The organism is Algoriphagus formosus (assembly GCF_002807035.1).
Classification (GTDB): domain Bacteria; phylum Bacteroidota; class Bacteroidia; order Cytophagales; family Cyclobacteriaceae; genus Algoriphagus; species Algoriphagus formosus.
The window spans coordinates 987,551-1,005,648 of record NZ_NIUC01000002.1; the positions used below are offsets into that span (position 1 = coordinate 987,551).

17 protein-coding genes are annotated in these 18,098 nt (G+C 43.0%); 8 read left to right on the top strand and 9 right to left on the bottom strand.

Going from position 1 to position 18,098, the window contains the following annotated elements; genetic code table 11:
• Nucleotides 1–199: 199 nt before the first annotated feature.
• Nucleotides 200–700, bottom strand: coding sequence for a regulatory protein RecX (locus CDH51_RS10440; RefSeq protein ID WP_100628527.1), 501 nt, complete (start codon nucleotides 698–700; stop codon nucleotides 200–202).
• A 63-nt stretch (nucleotides 701–763) separates the two neighbouring features.
• Between CDH51_RS10440 and tpiA the strand changes: the two genes are divergently transcribed.
• The 6 genes from tpiA (at nucleotide 764) to CDH51_RS10470 (ending at nucleotide 6,603) form a co-directional block, all read left to right on the top strand.
• The gene (tpiA, locus tag CDH51_RS10445) at nucleotides 764–1,525 is read left to right on the top strand and encodes a triose-phosphate isomerase (RefSeq protein WP_100628528.1); all 762 of its coding nucleotides are present in this window, start codon (nucleotides 764–766) and stop codon (nucleotides 1,523–1,525) included.
• 6 nt (nucleotides 1,526–1,531) lie between these two features.
• Nucleotides 1,532–2,359 carry a 50S ribosomal protein L11 methyltransferase gene (prmA, locus tag CDH51_RS10450; RefSeq protein WP_100628529.1) on the top strand — a complete coding sequence of 276 codons (828 nt, stop codon included), beginning with the start codon at nucleotides 1,532–1,534 and terminating at the stop codon, nucleotides 2,357–2,359.
• A 1-nt stretch (nucleotide 2,360) separates the two neighbouring features.
• The gene (locus CDH51_RS10455) at nucleotides 2,361–2,555 is read left to right on the top strand and encodes a hypothetical protein (RefSeq protein WP_100628530.1); all 195 of its coding nucleotides are present in this window, start codon (nucleotides 2,361–2,363) and stop codon (nucleotides 2,553–2,555) included.
• Between the two features lie 61 nt (nucleotides 2,556–2,616).
• Complete coding sequence (gene recJ / locus CDH51_RS10460; RefSeq protein WP_100628531.1) at nucleotides 2,617–4,341, top strand: single-stranded-DNA-specific exonuclease RecJ; 1,725 nt, start codon at nucleotides 2,617–2,619, stop codon at nucleotides 4,339–4,341.
• A gap of 1 nt (nucleotide 4,342) precedes the next feature.
• Complete coding sequence (gene lptB, locus CDH51_RS10465; protein ID WP_100628532.1) at nucleotides 4,343–5,083, top strand: LPS export ABC transporter ATP-binding protein; 741 nt, start codon at nucleotides 4,343–4,345, stop codon at nucleotides 5,081–5,083.
• Complete coding sequence (locus tag CDH51_RS10470; protein WP_100628533.1) at nucleotides 5,083–6,603, top strand: GH3 auxin-responsive promoter family protein; 1,521 nt, start codon at nucleotides 5,083–5,085, stop codon at nucleotides 6,601–6,603. Before lptB ends, CDH51_RS10470 begins: the two co-directional genes overlap by 1 nt.
• A gap of 6 nt (nucleotides 6,604–6,609) precedes the next feature.
• Here the strand turns inward: CDH51_RS10470 and CDH51_RS10475 are convergent, their stop codons facing one another.
• Together CDH51_RS10475 and CDH51_RS10480 are read right to left on the bottom strand one after the other, a co-directional pair.
• Nucleotides 6,610–8,115 (bottom strand): S10 family peptidase, encoded by a 1,506-nt coding sequence (locus CDH51_RS10475; RefSeq protein ID WP_100628534.1) that lies wholly within the window; start codon nucleotides 8,113–8,115, stop codon nucleotides 6,610–6,612.
• Between the two features lie 3 nt (nucleotides 8,116–8,118).
• Nucleotides 8,119–8,457 (bottom strand): tRNA-binding protein, encoded by a 339-nt coding sequence (locus CDH51_RS10480; RefSeq protein ID WP_100628535.1) that lies wholly within the window; start codon nucleotides 8,455–8,457, stop codon nucleotides 8,119–8,121.
• Nucleotides 8,458–8,582: 125 nt separating this feature from the next.
• Between CDH51_RS10480 and CDH51_RS10485 the strand changes: the two genes are divergently transcribed.
• Nucleotides 8,583–8,891 (top strand): hypothetical protein, encoded by a 309-nt coding sequence (locus CDH51_RS10485; protein ID WP_157807084.1) that lies wholly within the window; start codon nucleotides 8,583–8,585, stop codon nucleotides 8,889–8,891.
• 51 nt (nucleotides 8,892–8,942) lie between these two features.
• On the opposite strand, the gene CDH51_RS10490 is transcribed toward CDH51_RS10485, so the two are convergent.
• The 6 genes from CDH51_RS10490 to CDH51_RS10515 all read right to left on the bottom strand — a co-directional run bounded on the left by CDH51_RS10490 (nucleotide 8,943) and on the right by CDH51_RS10515 (nucleotide 15,069).
• Nucleotides 8,943–9,677, bottom strand: coding sequence for a 1-(5-phosphoribosyl)-5-[(5-phosphoribosylamino)methylideneamino]imidazole-4-carboxamide isomerase (locus CDH51_RS10490; protein ID WP_100628537.1), 735 nt, complete (start codon nucleotides 9,675–9,677; stop codon nucleotides 8,943–8,945).
• 329 nt (nucleotides 9,678–10,006) lie between these two features.
• Nucleotides 10,007–11,068: a WD40/YVTN/BNR-like repeat-containing protein gene (locus tag CDH51_RS10495; RefSeq protein ID WP_100628538.1), complete on the bottom strand. Its 1,062-nt coding sequence runs from the start codon at nucleotides 11,066–11,068 to the stop codon at nucleotides 10,007–10,009.
• A 120-nt stretch (nucleotides 11,069–11,188) separates the two neighbouring features.
• A complete protein-coding gene (locus tag CDH51_RS10500) occupies nucleotides 11,189–12,106 on the bottom strand; it encodes a hydroxypyruvate isomerase family protein (RefSeq protein ID WP_100628539.1) in 918 nt (305 codons plus the stop codon).
• A gap of 3 nt (nucleotides 12,107–12,109) precedes the next feature.
• The gene (locus CDH51_RS10505; RefSeq protein WP_100629412.1) at nucleotides 12,110–13,423 is read right to left on the bottom strand and encodes a Gfo/Idh/MocA family oxidoreductase; all 1,314 of its coding nucleotides are present in this window, start codon (nucleotides 13,421–13,423) and stop codon (nucleotides 12,110–12,112) included.
• Nucleotides 13,424–13,442: 19 nt separating this feature from the next.
• Entirely contained in the window at nucleotides 13,443–14,399 is a 957-nt protein-coding gene (locus CDH51_RS10510; protein WP_100629413.1) for a formylglycine-generating enzyme family protein, read from the bottom strand.
• 16 nt (nucleotides 14,400–14,415) lie between these two features.
• Complete coding sequence (locus CDH51_RS10515; RefSeq protein ID WP_100628540.1) at nucleotides 14,416–15,069, bottom strand: Tll0287-like domain-containing protein; 654 nt, start codon at nucleotides 15,067–15,069, stop codon at nucleotides 14,416–14,418.
• A gap of 134 nt (nucleotides 15,070–15,203) precedes the next feature.
• Between CDH51_RS10515 and CDH51_RS10520 the strand changes: the two genes are divergently transcribed.
• Nucleotides 15,204–18,032, top strand: coding sequence for a YCF48-related protein (locus tag CDH51_RS10520; protein ID WP_100628541.1), 2,829 nt, complete (start codon nucleotides 15,204–15,206; stop codon nucleotides 18,030–18,032).
• Nucleotides 18,033–18,098 lie beyond the last annotated feature (66 nt).

Below are 18,098 nucleotides of genomic sequence, written 5' to 3' on the forward strand. Positions count from 1 at the left end.
AATTGTCTCAAAATGAGTTGAAGTACTTTAGCTTTTGGTTGGAAGGTTGTAAAGTGGAAAGTTGGAAAGTTGGGCAAAGACTCGCAAATCCACTTCAAATCATACTCTGCCGCTCGTATTTGGTACTTCTTACCTCGTATTTCAAAAATAGCGACAATCCAAAATCGCCATTCATATTTCGTTTCTGCTACATCCTACCTCACAATAGTGAATCTATTGCTTCCTGAACTAGATCTTGCTCAAATCCCCGCTGCATCAAATAGCCGACAACCTTAAATCGCTTTTTGTACAGGTCGGGTTCTTTGGTCTTCTCCCATTTCTTTTCTGTCTCTGAAAGAAGCGTGTCATAGTACTCCGTTGGGTCAATTTCCAGCAAGCCTTTTCTGATTAGATCCTCAGGAACTTGCCTCATTTTTAGCTCCATTCGAATCCGGTTTTTACCCCATTTTTTCAAGCGGAATTTTCCCCGGGCAAAAGCCCTAGCATAGCGCCCCTCATCAATAAATTTCTCCCGAAGAAGAAAACCTATCAGCTTTTCAATCTGCGCTTCAGCGATCCCTTTTTCATAAAGTTTACGCCGTACTTCCCAGATACATCGCTCCTGATAGGCGCAGAAAGCGGCGATTTTTTCCTCAGCCTCCTCGACCGTCCATGTGGTTTTTCGGACTTGCTTTGGGTTATTTCTTCCCCAACCAGACATTTTGATTAATTTTATAGAAAATTTTGTCCTTAGTTTTTCTCAAACCTAATAAAAACTCTTACGATGCGAAAGAAAATCATAGCCGGAAACTGGAAAATGAACATGACCTACGAAGAAGGTCAAATACTTACTTCTGAGATCGTGCAAATGGCACAGGATGAACAGTTGAAAGATGTCAGCCTTGTGCTTAATCCTCCCTTTCCTCATCTTCACGTAGTGAAAAAACTGATCGGCGGGGCACCCAATGTTTTTGTGGGAGCTCAAAACTGCTCTGATAAGGAATCAGGAGCATACACCGGTGAGGTTTCGGCACCAATTTTAGCTTCATTTGGAGTGAATTTCGTCATCATTGGACATTCGGAGCGAAGAGAATATTTCAAAGAAAATAATGAAATGCTCACCGAGAAAGTAAAGCAAGCCCTGGCAGCTGGACTTCAACCCATCTTCTGCTGCGGTGAATCATTGGATATCAGAGAGGCCGGAACCCATGAGCCTAATGTCAAGTTTCAGCTCACGGATAGCCTTTTTGAACTTAGCGCTGAAGAAATTTCAAAAGTCACCATCGCATACGAACCCATTTGGGCAATTGGTACAGGAAAAACAGCTTCCGCTGAGCAAGCTCAGGAGATGCATGCGGCTATCCGAAAGCATTTGGCCAGTAAGTATGGCAAGGAGGTGGCTGATTCAATTTCCATTCTTTACGGTGGAAGTATGAAGCCGTCAAACGCTGCCGAACTTCTTGCTAAGCCCGATGTGGATGGAGGACTTATCGGAGGGGCTTCTCTGAAATCCCGCGACTTTATCGATATCGCCAAATCCTACTAAGCTTGGATGGACTACCGGGAATTCAAATTCACTTGCTCCGAAGATTTTCGAGAGATTTTAATTGCTGAGCTTTCTGAGATAGGTTTTGATGCCTTTTTGGAAACAGATGAGGGCTTTGAGTGCTACTCGCCCTTGGATTCGTTCGACCGGGAAGCCTTTGATGAGATTCTGAATCGCTATCAAAGTCATGCAAACATCAGCTTTTCGGAGAATCTCACCAAAAAAGTCAACTGGAATGAGGAATGGGAGAAAAACTACGACCCCATTGCCGTCGGTGACTTGGTATTCGTCAGAGCATCTTTTCATGAGCCAAGACCAGGGTTTAAATACCAGATAGTCATCAATCCCAAAATGTCTTTTGGGACGGGTCATCATGCTACTACCTTTCAGATTCTCCAGCTTCAGGGAAAAATCGACCATCAAGGTAAGCGCGTCCTGGATGTAGGTTCAGGTACCGGAATCTTAGCGATTATGGCTCACCTCCTCGGAGCTTCATCCGTAGAAGCCTTTGATATCGATGACTGGTGTGTGGATAATGGGAATGAAAACTTTCAGCTCAATGAAGTCCCGGCAACCATGGGGCTAGGCAGCATTCGGGATGTAAATCCCAAGGGGCCCTTTGATATCATTCTCGCCAACATCAACAAAAATGTGCTTTTGGACGAAATGGAGATATATTCCCGTCTGTTGGCACCTCATGGGTACTTACTTCTGAGTGGTTTTTACACCCATGATATTGCCGATATCCAATCGGCTTGCGAAAAGCTTGGTCTGGAATTGGTCAATCAAAGCCAAAAAGATAACTGGGCCGCGTTGGTCTTCACCAAAAGCTAAGATGGAGGAACTCTTGATTTATGCGGTTTTGTTTTTACTGCTCTTAGGGCATACGCTCTTGGCAGGAAAAATGTACCGGACTGTTCACGCAAATTCCCATCTTTCGATCAAGGAAAAAAATGATTGGAAGCTCAAGGCATTGATTTTTCCCGCTTACTATTGGTTTCAATACCAAAAAGAAGTTAAACAATCCTGAAAAGGGGTATTCACAATACACGATCGAACCCGATCGTCAAATTCTTTCGTAATTTACACCCATGGAGTACGTCTGGAAACCTAAACCAATAGCATCTCAATCTGCACTCGAAAAACTCAGCAAGGAGATCAATGTCAATCCGACTTTGGCCAATGTGCTGATCAATCGGGGCGTTGAGAGCTTTGAGCAGGCAAAGGATTATTTCCGACCAAGCCTTAGTCAGCTTCACGACCCTTATCTAATGAAGGGGATGCAGGAAGCTGTCAATAGAATCGAAGAAGCCATTCAGTCAGAGCAAAAGATCCTAGTTTATGGAGACTATGATGTGGATGGCACCACGGCAGTTTCGCTGGTCTATGGCTTTCTAAAAGGCATTTATCCACACGTTGACTTTTATATCCCTGATCGCTACAAAGAAGGCTATGGGATATCCGAAAGAGGGGTCAGATATGCCTCAGATGAAAATTTCTCTTTGGTCATTGCCCTAGACTGTGGAATCAAAGCCATCGAAAAAGTGGCATTAGCCAAGGAACTGGGCGTAGATTTTATCATTTGTGATCACCACACACCCGGGGAAATTCTTCCGGCTGCAATCGCCGTTTTGGATGCCAAACAGACGGACTGTCAATATCCCTACAAAGAATTGAGCGGCTGTGGGGTCGGTTTCAAGCTGATCCAGGCAATTGCCAAAAAAAGAAATATAGATGAATCCGCACTTTACGGATACTTGGACTTAGTCGTCGTCAGCATTGCAGCAGACATAGTACCTATCACAGGTGAAAATCGAATTTTAGCCTACTATGGTCTCGATCGAATCAATAATACTCCCAGACCCGGACTCAAAGCCTTGATCCTTCGCAGCAAAATCGAAAAGGACATAGGCATCTCTGATATTGTCTTCAAAGTCGGTCCAAGAATCAATGCTTCCGGTCGCCTAGAGCATGCGAAAGCATCTGTAGAGCTTCTGATCTCTACCGAACTGGACGAGGCTCTTGAGCGCGCCAAAGTAGTAGATGAAGTCAATGCTACCCGCCGAAATTTCGATGAAAACATCACCCGAGAAGCATTTGAAATGATTGCGGCTAGGGAAGAGGAGCAAACCTGGAACTCGACGGTTCTATTCAAGGAAGACTGGCACAAGGGTGTCATCGGGATTGTAGCGAGCCGTTGTATCGAAAAGTACTACCGTCCAACCATTATACTCACCGAATCCAATTCCAAAGCAACCGGAAGTGCGCGGTCTGTTGTAGACTTCAATATTTACGAAGCGATTGCAGAATGTAGCGATCTCTTAGATCAATTTGGAGGTCACAAGTATGCTGCAGGTTTGACACTTTCGGTGGATAAGGTTCCTGCCTTTCAGGCAAAGTTTGAGGAGGTAGTTCGAAACCGAATCGAGGAAGTTCATCGAAAACCAGTCATCGAGATCGATGGAGAACTCCTGCTGGACCAAATCAATTATCGCTTATACAATATTCTAAAGCAAATGGCCCCTTTTGGCCCTGGAAATCCCGAGCCCATTTTCAAGATTTCCAATGTGCAGGCCGAGGATGTGGTCGTTTTGAAAGAAAAGCATCTTCGGTTCAAAATTGTGCAGGATGGCCAACTCACCACTCCGGTTTGTCTTGGCTTTGGAATGGCAGATCGAGCTAAGGACCCAGATTTGACTACAGTGAATTTCCTTAGATCCCGAATGCGTTTTGACTTAGTGGCAGAAATGCGAGAAAATTTCTTCCGGGACAAAAGTAGTTTGCAACTCTACGTGAAAGATATCAAATTCGACTAGTATGGAACTTCGAGCAGAGCATCTCATAAAAATATACAAAAGCCGAAAGGTGGTCAACGATATCTCCGTTGAGGTAAAGCAAGGGGAAATTGTCGGGCTTTTGGGTCCAAATGGAGCAGGAAAAACCACCTCGTTTTACATGATCGTGGGCCTGATTCAACCGAATGAAGGCAAAATCTTTTTAGATAAGGAAGATATCACCAGCCTACCGATGTACAAAAGGGCTCAATTGGGTATCGGTTATTTGGCGCAAGAAGCATCTGTTTTTAGAAAGCTTTCCGTAGAAGAAAATATTCTGGCAGTCCTCGAAATGACCAATATGCCAAAGCAGCAGCAAAAGGAAAAAGTGGAAAGCCTACTTGAGGAATTCAGCTTAACCCACGTCCGAAAAAACCTCGGAATGGTCCTTTCGGGTGGAGAAAGAAGACGCACGGAGATTGCCCGCGCATTGGCAGTTGATCCTAAATTCGTATTGCTCGATGAGCCATTTGCCGGGGTAGATCCGATTGCCGTTGAGGAGATCCAAACCATCGTAGCCAAGCTTAAAACCAAAAATATCGGGATATTGATCACCGATCACAATGTAAATGAAACCCTATCCATCACGGATCGGGCCTATTTGATGTTTGAGGGAAGACTTTTGAAGGCAGGTACTGCTGAAGAGTTGGCTGCCGATGAACAAGTAAGGAAGGTCTATTTGGGCAGTCAGTTTGAATTGAAACGCAAAACTTTTTCAAATTAATGGAGGTAATCAACAGCTTTATGACCTGGGTCTTCAAAAGCCGCCTGGGACAAATCGAATATTTCAAAAAAGCCCCACATGCGGCTCAGGACAGCGTGTTGAAAGACCTTATTGAAGCTGGAAAACAAACCAAATTCGGAAAGGAATTTGACTTTTCAAGTTTTAAGAGCTACCAAGATTTTGCTAAAAATGTGCCTCTAAACGATTATGAAGGCTTCAAGCCTTACATCGACCGAGTCATGAAAGGAGAGCAAAATTTGATCTGGAATACAGAAATCGAATGGTTTTCCAAGTCATCAGGTACTACTTCCAGCAGAAGCAAATACATTCCCGTCACTGAAGAAAGCCTTGAAGAGTGCCACTTTAAAGGCGGAAAGGATATGGTCACTATTTATGTAAATAACTATCCGGACTCCAAGCTTTTTTCGGGTAAATCCCTGACAATCGGAGGTTCTTTGGAATCCAACCCACTTAACTCAAATGGCAAAGCAAAAGCGGGTGATATCTCAGCTGTCATCATGCGCAACCTTCCCATCTGGGCACAATTCGCCAGAACTCCCTCGCTAGAAGTCGCTTTGATGAATGAATGGGAAGCCAAAATCGAAAAAATGGCTCGCGAAACCATGGACGAAAACGTCGTGAGCATTGCGGGTGTTCCCACCTGGACCATCGTCTTGCTGAGACGAATCATAGAGATCAAAAAAGCAAAAAACATCCTGGAAGTCTGGCCTAATCTGGAGGTCTTTTTTCACGGAGCGGTAGCCTTTGGCCCCTATCGCAACCTTTTTAAAGAACTCATCCCTTCTGACAAGATGCGGTACATGGAAACCTACAATGCATCGGAGGGATTCTTTGGATTGCAAGACCAAATAGATTCGGACGAATTACTATTGCTTTTGGATTATGGGATTTTCTATGAGTTTATCCCCATGGAATCCTGGGAGGATGAGAATCCTACCGTACTTCCGCTATGGGAGGTGGAAGTAGGAAAAAACTACGCCTTAGTCATCTCAACAAATGGTGGGTTATGGAGATACAAAATCGGAGATACCGTCCGATTTACTTCAACCAAGCCCTACCGATTCAAAATTTCCGGAAGGACCAAGCATTTTATCAACGCTTTTGGAGAAGAAGTCATTGTGGAAAATGCAGAAAAGGCGGTAGAATTTGCAGCTGAAAAGACTGAAGCTACCATCGAAAACTTTACCGCTGCCCCTGCCTACTTTGGAAATAATGGTGAAAAAGGAGCACATGAATGGATCATTGAATTTGCCAAAAACCCGACTGACCTTGCTAAATTCGAAGAGCTATTAGATCAGCACTTGCGGGAAATCAATTCCGATTATGACGCCAAAAGGCACAAAGACCTAGCACTGGTAAAACCAATTATTCATATAGCCGAAAGTGGCCTTTTCCAAGAATGGTTGCGCAAAAAAGGAAAGCTTGGTGGCCAAAATAAAGTCCCCCGACTATCAAATAGCCGCGACTATTTAGACGAGCTTTTAGCGATTATGAAGTAAGCTTAATCAGTGCGCCAAAACTTCCTCGACAAAAGCCCTAATATCCTTTGCCAAGGCTTCAAAGTCCTCTCTGCGATTGTACATCATGTGGCCTGCCTCGTAGTACTTCATCTCAATACGGTCTTGAGGAAAATCATGTCTCGCAAAAGTAAATTCTGCATCAAAGAAAGGAGTAATCAAATCATAATAGCCATTGGCCACCATTACTCTCATCTTTGTATTTCTATGCATCACTTCGCTAAGTGCTCTCGCAGTACTGACATAGGAAGGCTCCCAATAGCTGCCATCTGGAACTGGTCTCCAGCGCCATTTACCGCCAATTTCTCTGTTGGAAGACAAATAAGGAATCTCCAGCTCCACACCCAATTCATTGAGTAAGTATGAATTGAAGGCTGCGGTGTAAGCTCCTTCTGTCATGTAGTCACTCGGATCTCCTAGTACCGGACCTTCTGCTACTTGATCGGTTTCTACTGCTGCAAATCGTCCATCTAAGGTCCCTATTGCCATCCCATCTTCTCTCAAAAGCTCCTTTTTGAAGCGATGCATCAAAATCTGATTATCAGACCTAAGAATATATTTTTGATCTAATCCGGTGAAATAAGAAAGCTTTTCCGCAATCTCCTCTTTTCTCTCTTTGGATAGATTTTGACCTTCGAAAAGAGCAGGAAGGTATTCTTGATAGGCAAAGTCTCGGGCTTCTTTGGCAAATTCCTCTATGCTTTTTCCCTCTCCGGCTTTCCCATGATACCGGGCTGTCACAGCCATGGATGGCAAATAGGTAAAAAATGAGGTCAAATTATCTGGCCAAGAAGATGATCCTGCATAATCCAATGCCTGAGAAATCAGAATTAGGCCATTCAAAGCAACGTGCTGACCATCTCCCTCCAAAACTTCAGCGACTTTGGCGGCACGTGTTGTACCAAAGCTTTCCCCTGCCAAGAACTTGGGAGCCTGCCAACGATTATTTTCACGAATCCAAATCCGAATGAAATCAGCAACTGACTGTGCATCTTCGACCAAACCCCAATAGTCTTCTGCTTTCCCTTTTTCTGATACTCGACTGAAGCCTGTTCCGATAGGATCCAAAAAAACCAGATCAGCCAGATCCAGCAAAGCCATTGAATTGCTTTCAACAAGGTATGGAGCAGCTCCATCATCCGCTTTGGCCTCAGAGTCTACCCGCACTACCTTCGGCCCAAAAAATCCCATGTGAAGCCAAATAGAAGCTGAGCCTGGCCCTCCGTTAAAAATAAAGATCACAGGCCGATTTTGGTCAGCTCCCTCCTTGATGTAGCTAGTACTCCAGAATGAGGCCGTCACTTCTCCCTTTGAATTCTTGAGAAATGTTTCTTTGACAATGGACTGATAAGAAATTCTTTGACCATCAAACACCCCGGTGTGGCTTTTTACAAATTGGCGAGGGCTATGCGATGCAGTATCAGACTCTTGGGCGAAAGAGGACTGGTAGGTAAATAAAAATACAACAAGGAGAATAGATGAGATTTTTTTCATGATTTAATATAGTTTGGCTCCGTTGGCAACAATTCGCTCGGTAGAAGTAAGAACTACCCGTCCTTTTTCGTCTGGAAATCCAGTGATCAAAACTTCAGACATAAAATCCGCAATCTGTCTAGGTCGAAAATTGACTACACATACTACCTGCTTACCTTTCAGCTCGGCTTCTGAGTAAAGATCCGTAATTTGTGCAGATGACTTTTTCACACCGATTTCAGGTCCAAGATCAACCCAAATTTTATAGGCAGGTTTCCGTGCTTTTTCAAAATTTTCAGCTCGAATAATGGTACCAACACGAATATCTAATTTGGCGAATTCTTCGTAGTCAATCGTTTGCATAGTGATTTTTTTTACTAATTTTATGAACCTTTTAAAATGCCCTAAGTTTAAGATAAGGTAACGAACTCAAAATGCTTAATAAACCTACATTTCCTTTTGGTAAAATTGGCTTCATTCTGACCTCTGTGTTAGCATTATGCCTTTTTTCAGGTGAATCACTGGCGCAAAATGAGCAAGAGAAGCCAATTGAAGTCCCAAGACAATCAGACCGACCTGTTGTAGAGGAAGATGGATCCTTTCATCAGAATTTTAATTCGGATCAAAATGATATCAAAGCTAACGCTGAATTAAAAGTTAATCCAGTTCCAATTCCTACCACTCCTATCAGAAGAGAAGTAGTCATCGGACCTGAAGGAAAAAAATCCAGTGAGCCTTCATCAACATTATCATTTAATATCTTTCTCTATGTTTTAGAGAAATTCAAAGCAGACTAATTTGTGTTTTCTTTTAAAAGCAAAAAGGGACTTTTTAGAAAGTCCCTTTTTTTATGATTCTGCTAGAAATTTTTCCAGATCTTGTACACTAATCATTCCTTCATAAAAGGCTCGTCCAAAAACAGCAGATTGTACTCCTACGTCTCTTAGCGCCTTGAAGTCGTCAATCCCTCTCACCCCGCCACTTGCTGCAATATGCAACTGGGGAAACTTCTCCTTCACCGTTTTATAAAGCTCAAAATTGGGACCTTCCATGACCCCATCTCGAGTGACATCCGATACCTTGAGATATTTGAGGCCTCGCTCATAAAAGAATTCAATATGTTCGTAGAGATCAATACTTGTTTTTTTGAGCCAACCACGGATTTTAATTTTATTATCTGATGGGTTGGTATCCGCTGCAAGATTGATTTTTTCACGCCCATAGGACAGGATAAACTGAGCGAAACGCTCCGGGTGATTTGCCGCCGCAGAAGATATCGTTACCGTCTTTGCCCCAAACTCTAGGCATTTGATCACATCTCCATCAGTCGTAATTCCTCCGGTGAAATCAACCTTCAAATCGGTATATCCGGAGATTGCCTCCAAAATATGGTAGTTTTTTGGCTCACCCCGTCTTGCACCATCCAAATCCACCAAGTGCAAGCGCTTAATGCCAATAGACTCAAATTGCTGAGCAATCGCGAGAGGATTATTGGAAATGACTTCCTGAGTGGAAAAGTCTCCACGCTTCAGGCGGACACATTTGCCATCAATAAGCCATATTGAAGGTATTATTTCAAACATTTTAATTTCGATAGAGGTGTCTAGTAAAATAAGCAGAAAAATCTGAATCCTAAAGATAACACAGAAGACTACTATCTCTCCAAGTAAAGTGGCAAAACTTTACAATTTTTTAAATTTACTCAAGGATTCAATGCAAAAGATGAAATTAGAATATGAACTTAGGCAATTCATCCAGCACCCTAATTTTCTTTGCTAATTGAGCTGCATACTTCGGTTTCGCTCAGTACAGGCGTCGAAAGAATGAGGGCATAAGCATTCGAAATCTAAACCTCTAAGCTTATTCTAGCCGGTATTTTTTTTATTTTGCGGAAAAGCGAATAATCGGAAATTCAATATAGCAACTTCGCTATTTTTCCATCTGGACCAGATGCCCAAATACTTCCTGTTGACGTACTCAAAGAAACTGCATGAAAGGACATGTCTGAAAAGCGTTCCCAAGTTTTGCCACTATCTTTAGAAAAATCTGATCCGCTAGGTCCAACAGCTATCAACCATGAAAATCTCGGGAAGTATTGTACACCGGATCGATAGCCACTTGGCCCTGTAGTATTTTCTTCAGACCAGTTCATAGTCGGAGTCAAAAAGAGTCCAATATTCCCTTTTTCTGAATCGGGCTCTAAGTAGTCCCCACCCACAGCTACCAATTCTCCCTTTTTCGTATAAGTCATTGAAAAAATTCCCTGCGAGGACTCTCCTTGAATGAGTGGACTCGGATGAACCATCCAGGTTTTCCCACGATCCGGTGAGTGGTGGATATTTGAATAACTACCGCCACTCCCGAGCCAAATATTATCTTCTTGTGCAAGGAGTGAACTAGCCGATGCCGCAAAACCTGCTTCGCCTTCCTTGGCTTGCGGAAGGGAATCCAATAGACTCCAAGTTAAGCCTGCATCTAAGGTTTGATAGATCATCCAAAAGCCATCTACAGGATCTCCGAAGACATAACCGCGCTTTTCATCTGCAAAGTTGATTCCATCAAAAAATGCCTTTTTGGACTCTTCTAACTTCAACTCCCAACTTTCCCCACCGTCTGAAGTACGATAAATCCGAGCTGGTTGTCCAGCTGTCACCACTATGGCTTCTTCAGCATTAAAAGCATGAATCGAACGGAAATCTACCGAATCCAAGCCGTCAATAACGCCAGAACTCCATGAGCTCCCTCCATCAACTGATCGAAGCCAAATGCCCTGTGAACCGCTTGCCCAAATTATATCAGAAGTGACTACACTGAGACCACGAAGAGATGATTCGGTTGGTGTATTGACTACTTCCCAAGCCAATGGTTTTTCTGGAGGCTCCTGACCTGATTTATTTTGACAAGCAGAAAAAAAAAGTGAATAAACGATGGCAAGCGTGAAGCTCAGCCGATTCTTGAAATTGAAGTTTTGCACAAATACTTTTTTATCGATAGAATTTCAGACTAGGCCAAATGTAAGAAGCTAAAGCCTTAGAGCCTTATATTTTTATGCTGGGATATGAAATACCCCAGCACATGACTCTGAATAATTTCCCTAAACTTTCACGTCTACTTTTCGATACGCTTCAATAAGTGCAAGCTCACCTTCTTTTCCAGGCATCGCATTGCCATGCTCCATTCCCATTACCCCCTTAAATCCTTTATCATGAATGTATTTAAATACATTTTCAAAATTGATTTCTCCAGTTCCTGGTTCTTTTCTTCCCGGATTGTCACCGATTTGGATATAGGCTATTTCATCCCAGCACTTCTCCATATTAGCGATTAGATTTCCCTCATTTCGCTGCATATGGTAGATATCGTATAGAATCTTACAAGCTGGACTATCTACTGCCTGACAAATCATAAAGGTCTGGTCAGCATGTCGAAGAAAAAGATCCGGATTGTCGCTGAGAGGCTCCATTACCATGGTCAATCCATGTGGTTCGAATATCTCAGCACCCCGCTTCATCGCTTCGATGACATTGGCAGTTTGAATTCCCATCGGCAGGTTTCTATCAAAATACCCTGGTACAACCGTCATCCATTTGGCATTGACCCGCTTGGCCACCTCCACTGATTCACGACAGGTTTTGAGAAAAGTATCCATAAATTCCTGCTTTCCTGTTGCTAAAGAAGTCTTCCAATTATCCCCACCTTCGATCACAAAAACACCCATTCGCATCCCCAGTTGATCTAGGGTCTTTCCGATTTGCTCTTGCTCCTCAACAGATCGCTTGAGCATACCATTATCTTCCAGAGAGCGAAAACCCTGATCAGCCATAAACTTCAGCTCATCGATGATTCCTCCCGGGGCGTGATTTCTAAACATCCCGAAATGCGGAGCAAAGTCCATGTTAAAAGTTGGAGCCGTCTGGGACTCTTTGCCCATGGCCTGAAAACTCATCCCTCCGGTAAGCCCTAAAAAGGTACTTCCAAGACCTACTTTTTTTATAAATCCTCTTCTTTCCATAGCTTAGATCACTTTAGTTTTACCGGGAACGGCATGTGGATAAAACCCATCCTCATTAGGAAGTATTTTTGGAAGGGCATCCCAGGCAAGTTTTTCAGGGAATAAATCTACAGATCCATTCAAAGCCTCATCCCAAGAAATGACTTTTCCCGAATAGGTCGCATACCTTCCCATAATGGAAGTCATGGTACTTTTTGCTGCATTTTCAGCATCGGCAAATTTATAGTCTCCTTTTACCAAAGCCGCCCAAAGTTCGTCGTGCTCGACCTGGTAGGGATTGGCATTGTTTTCCCGATCATGGGTATAAATGGAATTCCCTTTCCAATCACTCAGATTACCGTGATTTCCGGCACTGAGATAGACTTTCCCTTTCGTGCCTTGGAAGGTTTCATCCACCCGATTAGCTGCTCCGGGGAAGTGCCTGCATTCACTGTGAATCACCGAGCCATCTTCGTAAGTAAAAGTGATTACATGATGGTCAAAGATTTCACCATGATCTTTTCCGGTACGAACCTGACGTCCTCCTGTACCTTCCGCTTTCACGGGATAGCCTTGCTTGACCCAATTGGCCACATCGATATTATGCACATGTTGCTCAGTGATGTGATCTCCGCAAAGCCAGTTGAAATAGTACCAATTCCGCATCTGATACTCCATTTCAGTCTGGCCAGGTTGTCGTTCTCTCACCCATACTCCCCCATCATTCCAATAGACCTGTCCACCTACAATATCTCCTATTGCTCCATCGTGAATCCTTTTGATAGTTTCACGGTAGTTGGCTTGGTAGTGCCGCTGTAAACCAACCACTACATTCAATTTTTTTTGTTTTGCTACCTCTGCAGCGGCTAAAACTCTGCGGATTCCAGCAGCATCGGTGGCGACAGGCTTTTCCATAAAAATCTGTTTGCCTTGCCTTACGGCCTCTTCAAAGTGACTGGGGCGAAAACCAGGAGGTGTCGCTAAAATAACCACATCTGCTTCGGCTATTGCTTGTTTGTATCCATCAAATCCTACAAACTGTTTCTCTTTAGGAACCTGAACCTTTTCTGGACCATATTTATCCAAAATAGGCTTCAAACTTTTATCTAATCGATCCTGAAATGCATCTGCCATTGCAACCAATCGAATGGGATGTCCTGTCTCAAAAGCCTGGAATACAGCTCCCGTACCCCTACCTCCGCAGCCAATGAGTGCCAGCTTGAGATAGTTGTCAGAAGAGGCATAAGCCCCGGGTACGACGAATGGGGAAGTCAGGACACCTCCGGTCAAAATGGCGGAAGTCTTAATAAAGTCCCTGCGAGAATTTTCGGTTTTCATATTTTGGGTTGTTTTAGGTTTAATAGTCATCGATTGGTGCCTGTCCATAATAGGCTTGAATCTCTTCTTCAGATGGAGTTTCTAAGGGTCTAACCAGACGAATCCCCAAAAATGGCGCTTCAGGAAACCACCATTGGCTTTTGGGAATTTGTGGATCAATCTGTTTCCATTTTGGATCAGTGGCAAATCTTCTGCTAGCACTGATTTCATCTGCAGAATGCTTGAAACTACCTCCACGAACTACCCTTGGATAGAGGTTGGTGGAAGGGTTTAAGGGGTTTATTTCGGAGGATTCCTTGTAAAAATTCGGATCATAATGATCCATGGTCCATTCCAGCACATTTCCGTAGATATCGTAAAGCCCCCATGGATTTGGCTTTTTGAGGCCTACTTTCTGAGTGGACTCTTCCGAATTTTCTTTAATCCATGCGTAATCACTCAAATCAGAACTCTTTTCTCCGAAAAAATACCGGGTATCTGATCCTGCCCTTGCCGCATATTCCCATTCAGCTTCGGTAGGCAATCTGTAGAATACACCTGTTTTCAGATATAACCAATGGCAAAATTGGATGGCTCCATACTGTGTCATACCTACAGCAGGCTTGCTTTCCTTACCCATCCCGAAAGTCATATCTAGATAAGGTAGAGAAGGACGAGAAAGACCATCCACTTGATGCCCAATAGGACCTTCGGAAATAGCTAATTCATAATTCTTATCAACAAATAGCTCAAAGATATCCCAAGTAACCTCATGAGCGCTCATCCAAAATGCATCAATCTGAACAGAATGAGCTGGTTTTTCATCCAAAAAACCCGAATTATCAGAGCCCATAATGAAACTGCCAGCGGGAATTGGTACCATAGAAAAATAGAGATCAGTACCCTCAATAGACTGATCATAGGCATTGAATTCCGAATAGTCCTTTTCGCCTAAGGTCAGGAAAAGCAGAATAATAAAAACCCATGTCTTGCTCATGCCCATTTGATCTCAATTACATCCTTTTTACGACTTCTTTTTTGGGAATCTTGATGGACCACATCCCGCGAAGATCTCCGATTTGATGCCCTTTTGCTTTATCCTCAGGGTATAGCTCATTTAACTTCTGTAAGGTCTCTTCACTGATTTCCTTGCCCGGTTCACCATGGCAATTCAAGCAAAGTCCCCCGGGAATTACAATCGCTTTAGTGTAAAGCAACTCCTCACCTCCATTTAGTTTTTGGAGATTAGGTGCCAATTCATTTCCGTTTTCCACATCATACTCGTAGGTTTCCAGATAGCGCAACTCCATTTCAGTAGGCTGGTCTGCAGGATTTCGATAGCGATTAGAAGCTCTTCGTACCTCCACTCCGTATTTGTCCCCTACTTCTTTCAAAATAGGAAGGGCTTGAACATTACAAAACTCAATAGCTCCAGGTACTCCTTTCTCGGCAATGGCTTTCTGAAGGCTTCCCATGAGTTGCTTCTGAGCCTCCAAGCTGATTGAATCCCCCCATATCATGGCTTGTTCGAGTATTTCAGCTTCATTTAGCTTTTTCACTTCCATGGCTTGGTTTACTTCCTCAAAGACTTCTTTGGAAACTCGCTCGCCCCCTCCACAAGAAGCCAAAATGGTGATAAGGAAAATAAGAGTCAGATTCCGAGTCATATCTATTATTTGGTTTGCTTTTGCTAAATCTACTAATCAATCCTAATAAATGATAGGAAAGCCTTAATTTAGGCATTCAAAATTGAACTTTGACAAGTGCGGAATTCACTTAAATTTGTTTGTATTCAAAGCAAATGATGAGAAAATACCTACTCTTTATTTTTACCATATTTATGTTCTCCAGCTTTGCAAAGGGACAAACCTTTTCGCAATTACAAAGCTGGGGCTTAGACTTTGAGTCAATACATTGGACATCTAATCTTCATGGAGTTATTGTAGGTGAGCAAATTATTGCAGTCACAGAAGATGGAGGAGAAAGCTGGCAGGAAGTTCCTAGAAATTTTGATTTCAGGTTTTTTGATTTGACATTTCTTAGCGAGAATACCGGAATTGCGGTCGGTGAACAAGGTCAAATTTATTACTCTTGGGATGGGGGGAAAACTTGGGAGTCGTCTGACTCCGGTACTACAAAGGATATTTTTAGTGTTTCACAAATTAATGAAACGGAGGCAATTGCTGTTGGAGCTGATGGTTTAATAATTAAATCAACTGATGAAGGAAAAACCTGGGTAGAAGTGGATTCCAATTTAAGCTCAAACCTCAATGAAGTGGATTTCTCGAGTAGTGGGCTTGGAGTTTTAGCTGGAGATCAGGGACTTGTTGCCCAATCCAAGGATATGGGTGAAACATGGGAAATCACCTCAGTAGCCACCTCTGAGAATTTAAAGAGCATAAAAATCTCAGCTTCGGGTAAAGTTTACGCGGCAGGGGAAGCAGGAACTATTATCCATTCCCTTGATACTGGTAAAACATGGACTAGTATTCAAACGTCCGAGGCTGTAGATTTTTACAGCCTAAGCATCGGAGAATTGGATGAAAGGATAATTAATGTCGCGGGAGCTAATAATGCATTATTTAGGTCTGTTAATTCGGGAACAAGTTTTTCAAAAATCAACCTGCCTGCCCAAGGCAATGAAAGAACAATTAAGGAACTAGGCTTCAAACCAGATGAAAACACGATTTACGCTGTCGGTCAAGATGGATATTCCATCACATCTACTAATGCTGGAAACTCTTGGGCATTAAAACTTTTGGGTAATCGTGTAGATTTTTATACTCTGGAATTTCTATCCAACACCTTTGCGATAGCTGCAGGAACTGAAGGGAAGTTTTTCGTAACCACCAATGCATTTAGATCAGTAATTGAAAGGCCCATTCCGGATAAAATCTCAATTCTTACCGCTGATTTTTGGAACGGAAATTACGGTTTTGTTGCTGGAGAAAACGGTAACATTTATAGAACGTCCAATGGTGGACAATCATGGACGCCACTTCCGATCCAAACAAATCATTCTCTGAAAGGAATTCATTTATTCCTTCCCGAATTCCCCTATCTGTCGGGACAATCTGGCCTGATTGTGCGTTCTTCTGGCACTAGCGGCAACTCCTGGGAACTTTTTCAGCAGGAAACCACCGATACCGACCAAGATATAAATGACCTTTTAGGTTTTGATCTTCAAAACGCCATGACGGTAGGAGAGGGTGGCTACATCAGTATTTCTAATAATGGCTCAGATTGGCCAAGAATCGAATCTGGAACAGAGAATGATCTTTACTTCACATCACAACTGAGCGATTCAACTGCAATTGTGGTTGGTGAAAAAGGGACCATTTTAAAAACAGAGGACCTAGGCAGGTCTTGGAAAAAGATACCGACTGAGTATGAAATAAACTTTTTAGGAGTTGATTTTTTTGATGATAAAACAGGTTTTATTGTAGGAAAAGAAGGCCTATTTCTGATCAGCGTCGATGGCGGTGAGTCATGGACCGAATTCGATTCAAAAACAAAAAGAGATTTGCATGCAATCCAATCAGTGAATCCCAATAAAGCATTTGCAGTGGGGAAGGATGGGGTTGTTATTGGATACGATTGTGTACCACCTTCTGGAGGATTGGCAGAAATTTCAGGTCCTAGCTTTACTTGTCTGGAAATGAAAACATACACAATTGCTGATTCCCCTGCACCTGGATCAGAAATCACCTGGCGTGTAGACGGAGGCAATATCATTTCAGGTCAAGGCACTTCCGAAATCGAAGTGGAATGGACTGATCCGGGTAGAAAAGGGGTCTTCGTCAGTCGCCAGAATTTCTGTGGATCTGGAGAAACCTCATACATGGAGGTAATTGTCTCTGATATCCCACCTCAAAATCTTCAAATCCAGGGAGAAGGAACTACCTGCGTGGATCAAACAGAGACTTACGCAGTCCCGGCACTAGAAGGTGTAACTTATACCTGGAATGCAGCAGGTGGTACCATCATCTCAGGACAAGGGACTGCCGAGGTTGAGGTAGAGTGGACACAAGCTGGCCAAACTACACTGACTGCTACACCCGAAAATAGCTGTGGTACCATTGATCCAGTCCTTCTTCCTATTCAAGTGATCGCAAGCCCTAGCCAACCTGGCGAAATTCAAGGCGAAAGTATCTTGGCTCCGGGAAATTACTTTTATGAGGTTCAAAATCAGCCCAACTTTAATTTCCAATGGCAAATAGAAGGTGAAGGAAGGATTTTGAACGGTCAGGGGACCAACAGAGTAGAAGTATCCTGGGTGGAAGAGGGGGAATATAGCCTGACAGTAGCTGCCCAAAATGCATGTGGGTTTGGACCAGAGAGGAGCTTGCCTGTCATTGTCAGTCTAGTGACATCATTGGAGCCTTCACCTGATATCAAAGGATTGAAAGTCTTCCCAAATCCATCCACAGGAAGAGTGTTCATTGAGGCAGAATTTTTAGACCAGTGGAATTCAATTGATATTTTTGATCCCAATGGAAAATCCATTGAAATGCTTCCAATCAATAAGGGACAAAAACGGATCGAAATTAAAGATCTTCGGCCGGGATTGTATTTTATCCGAATGACGGGGTCTGCTGAACTGGTAGTCAGAAAAATTCTTGTTCAATAGAAAAAAATTCTCACCACATAGAATTTTTTCACTTGACTTATTTTTTCGAGAGAACCAAATTTTATT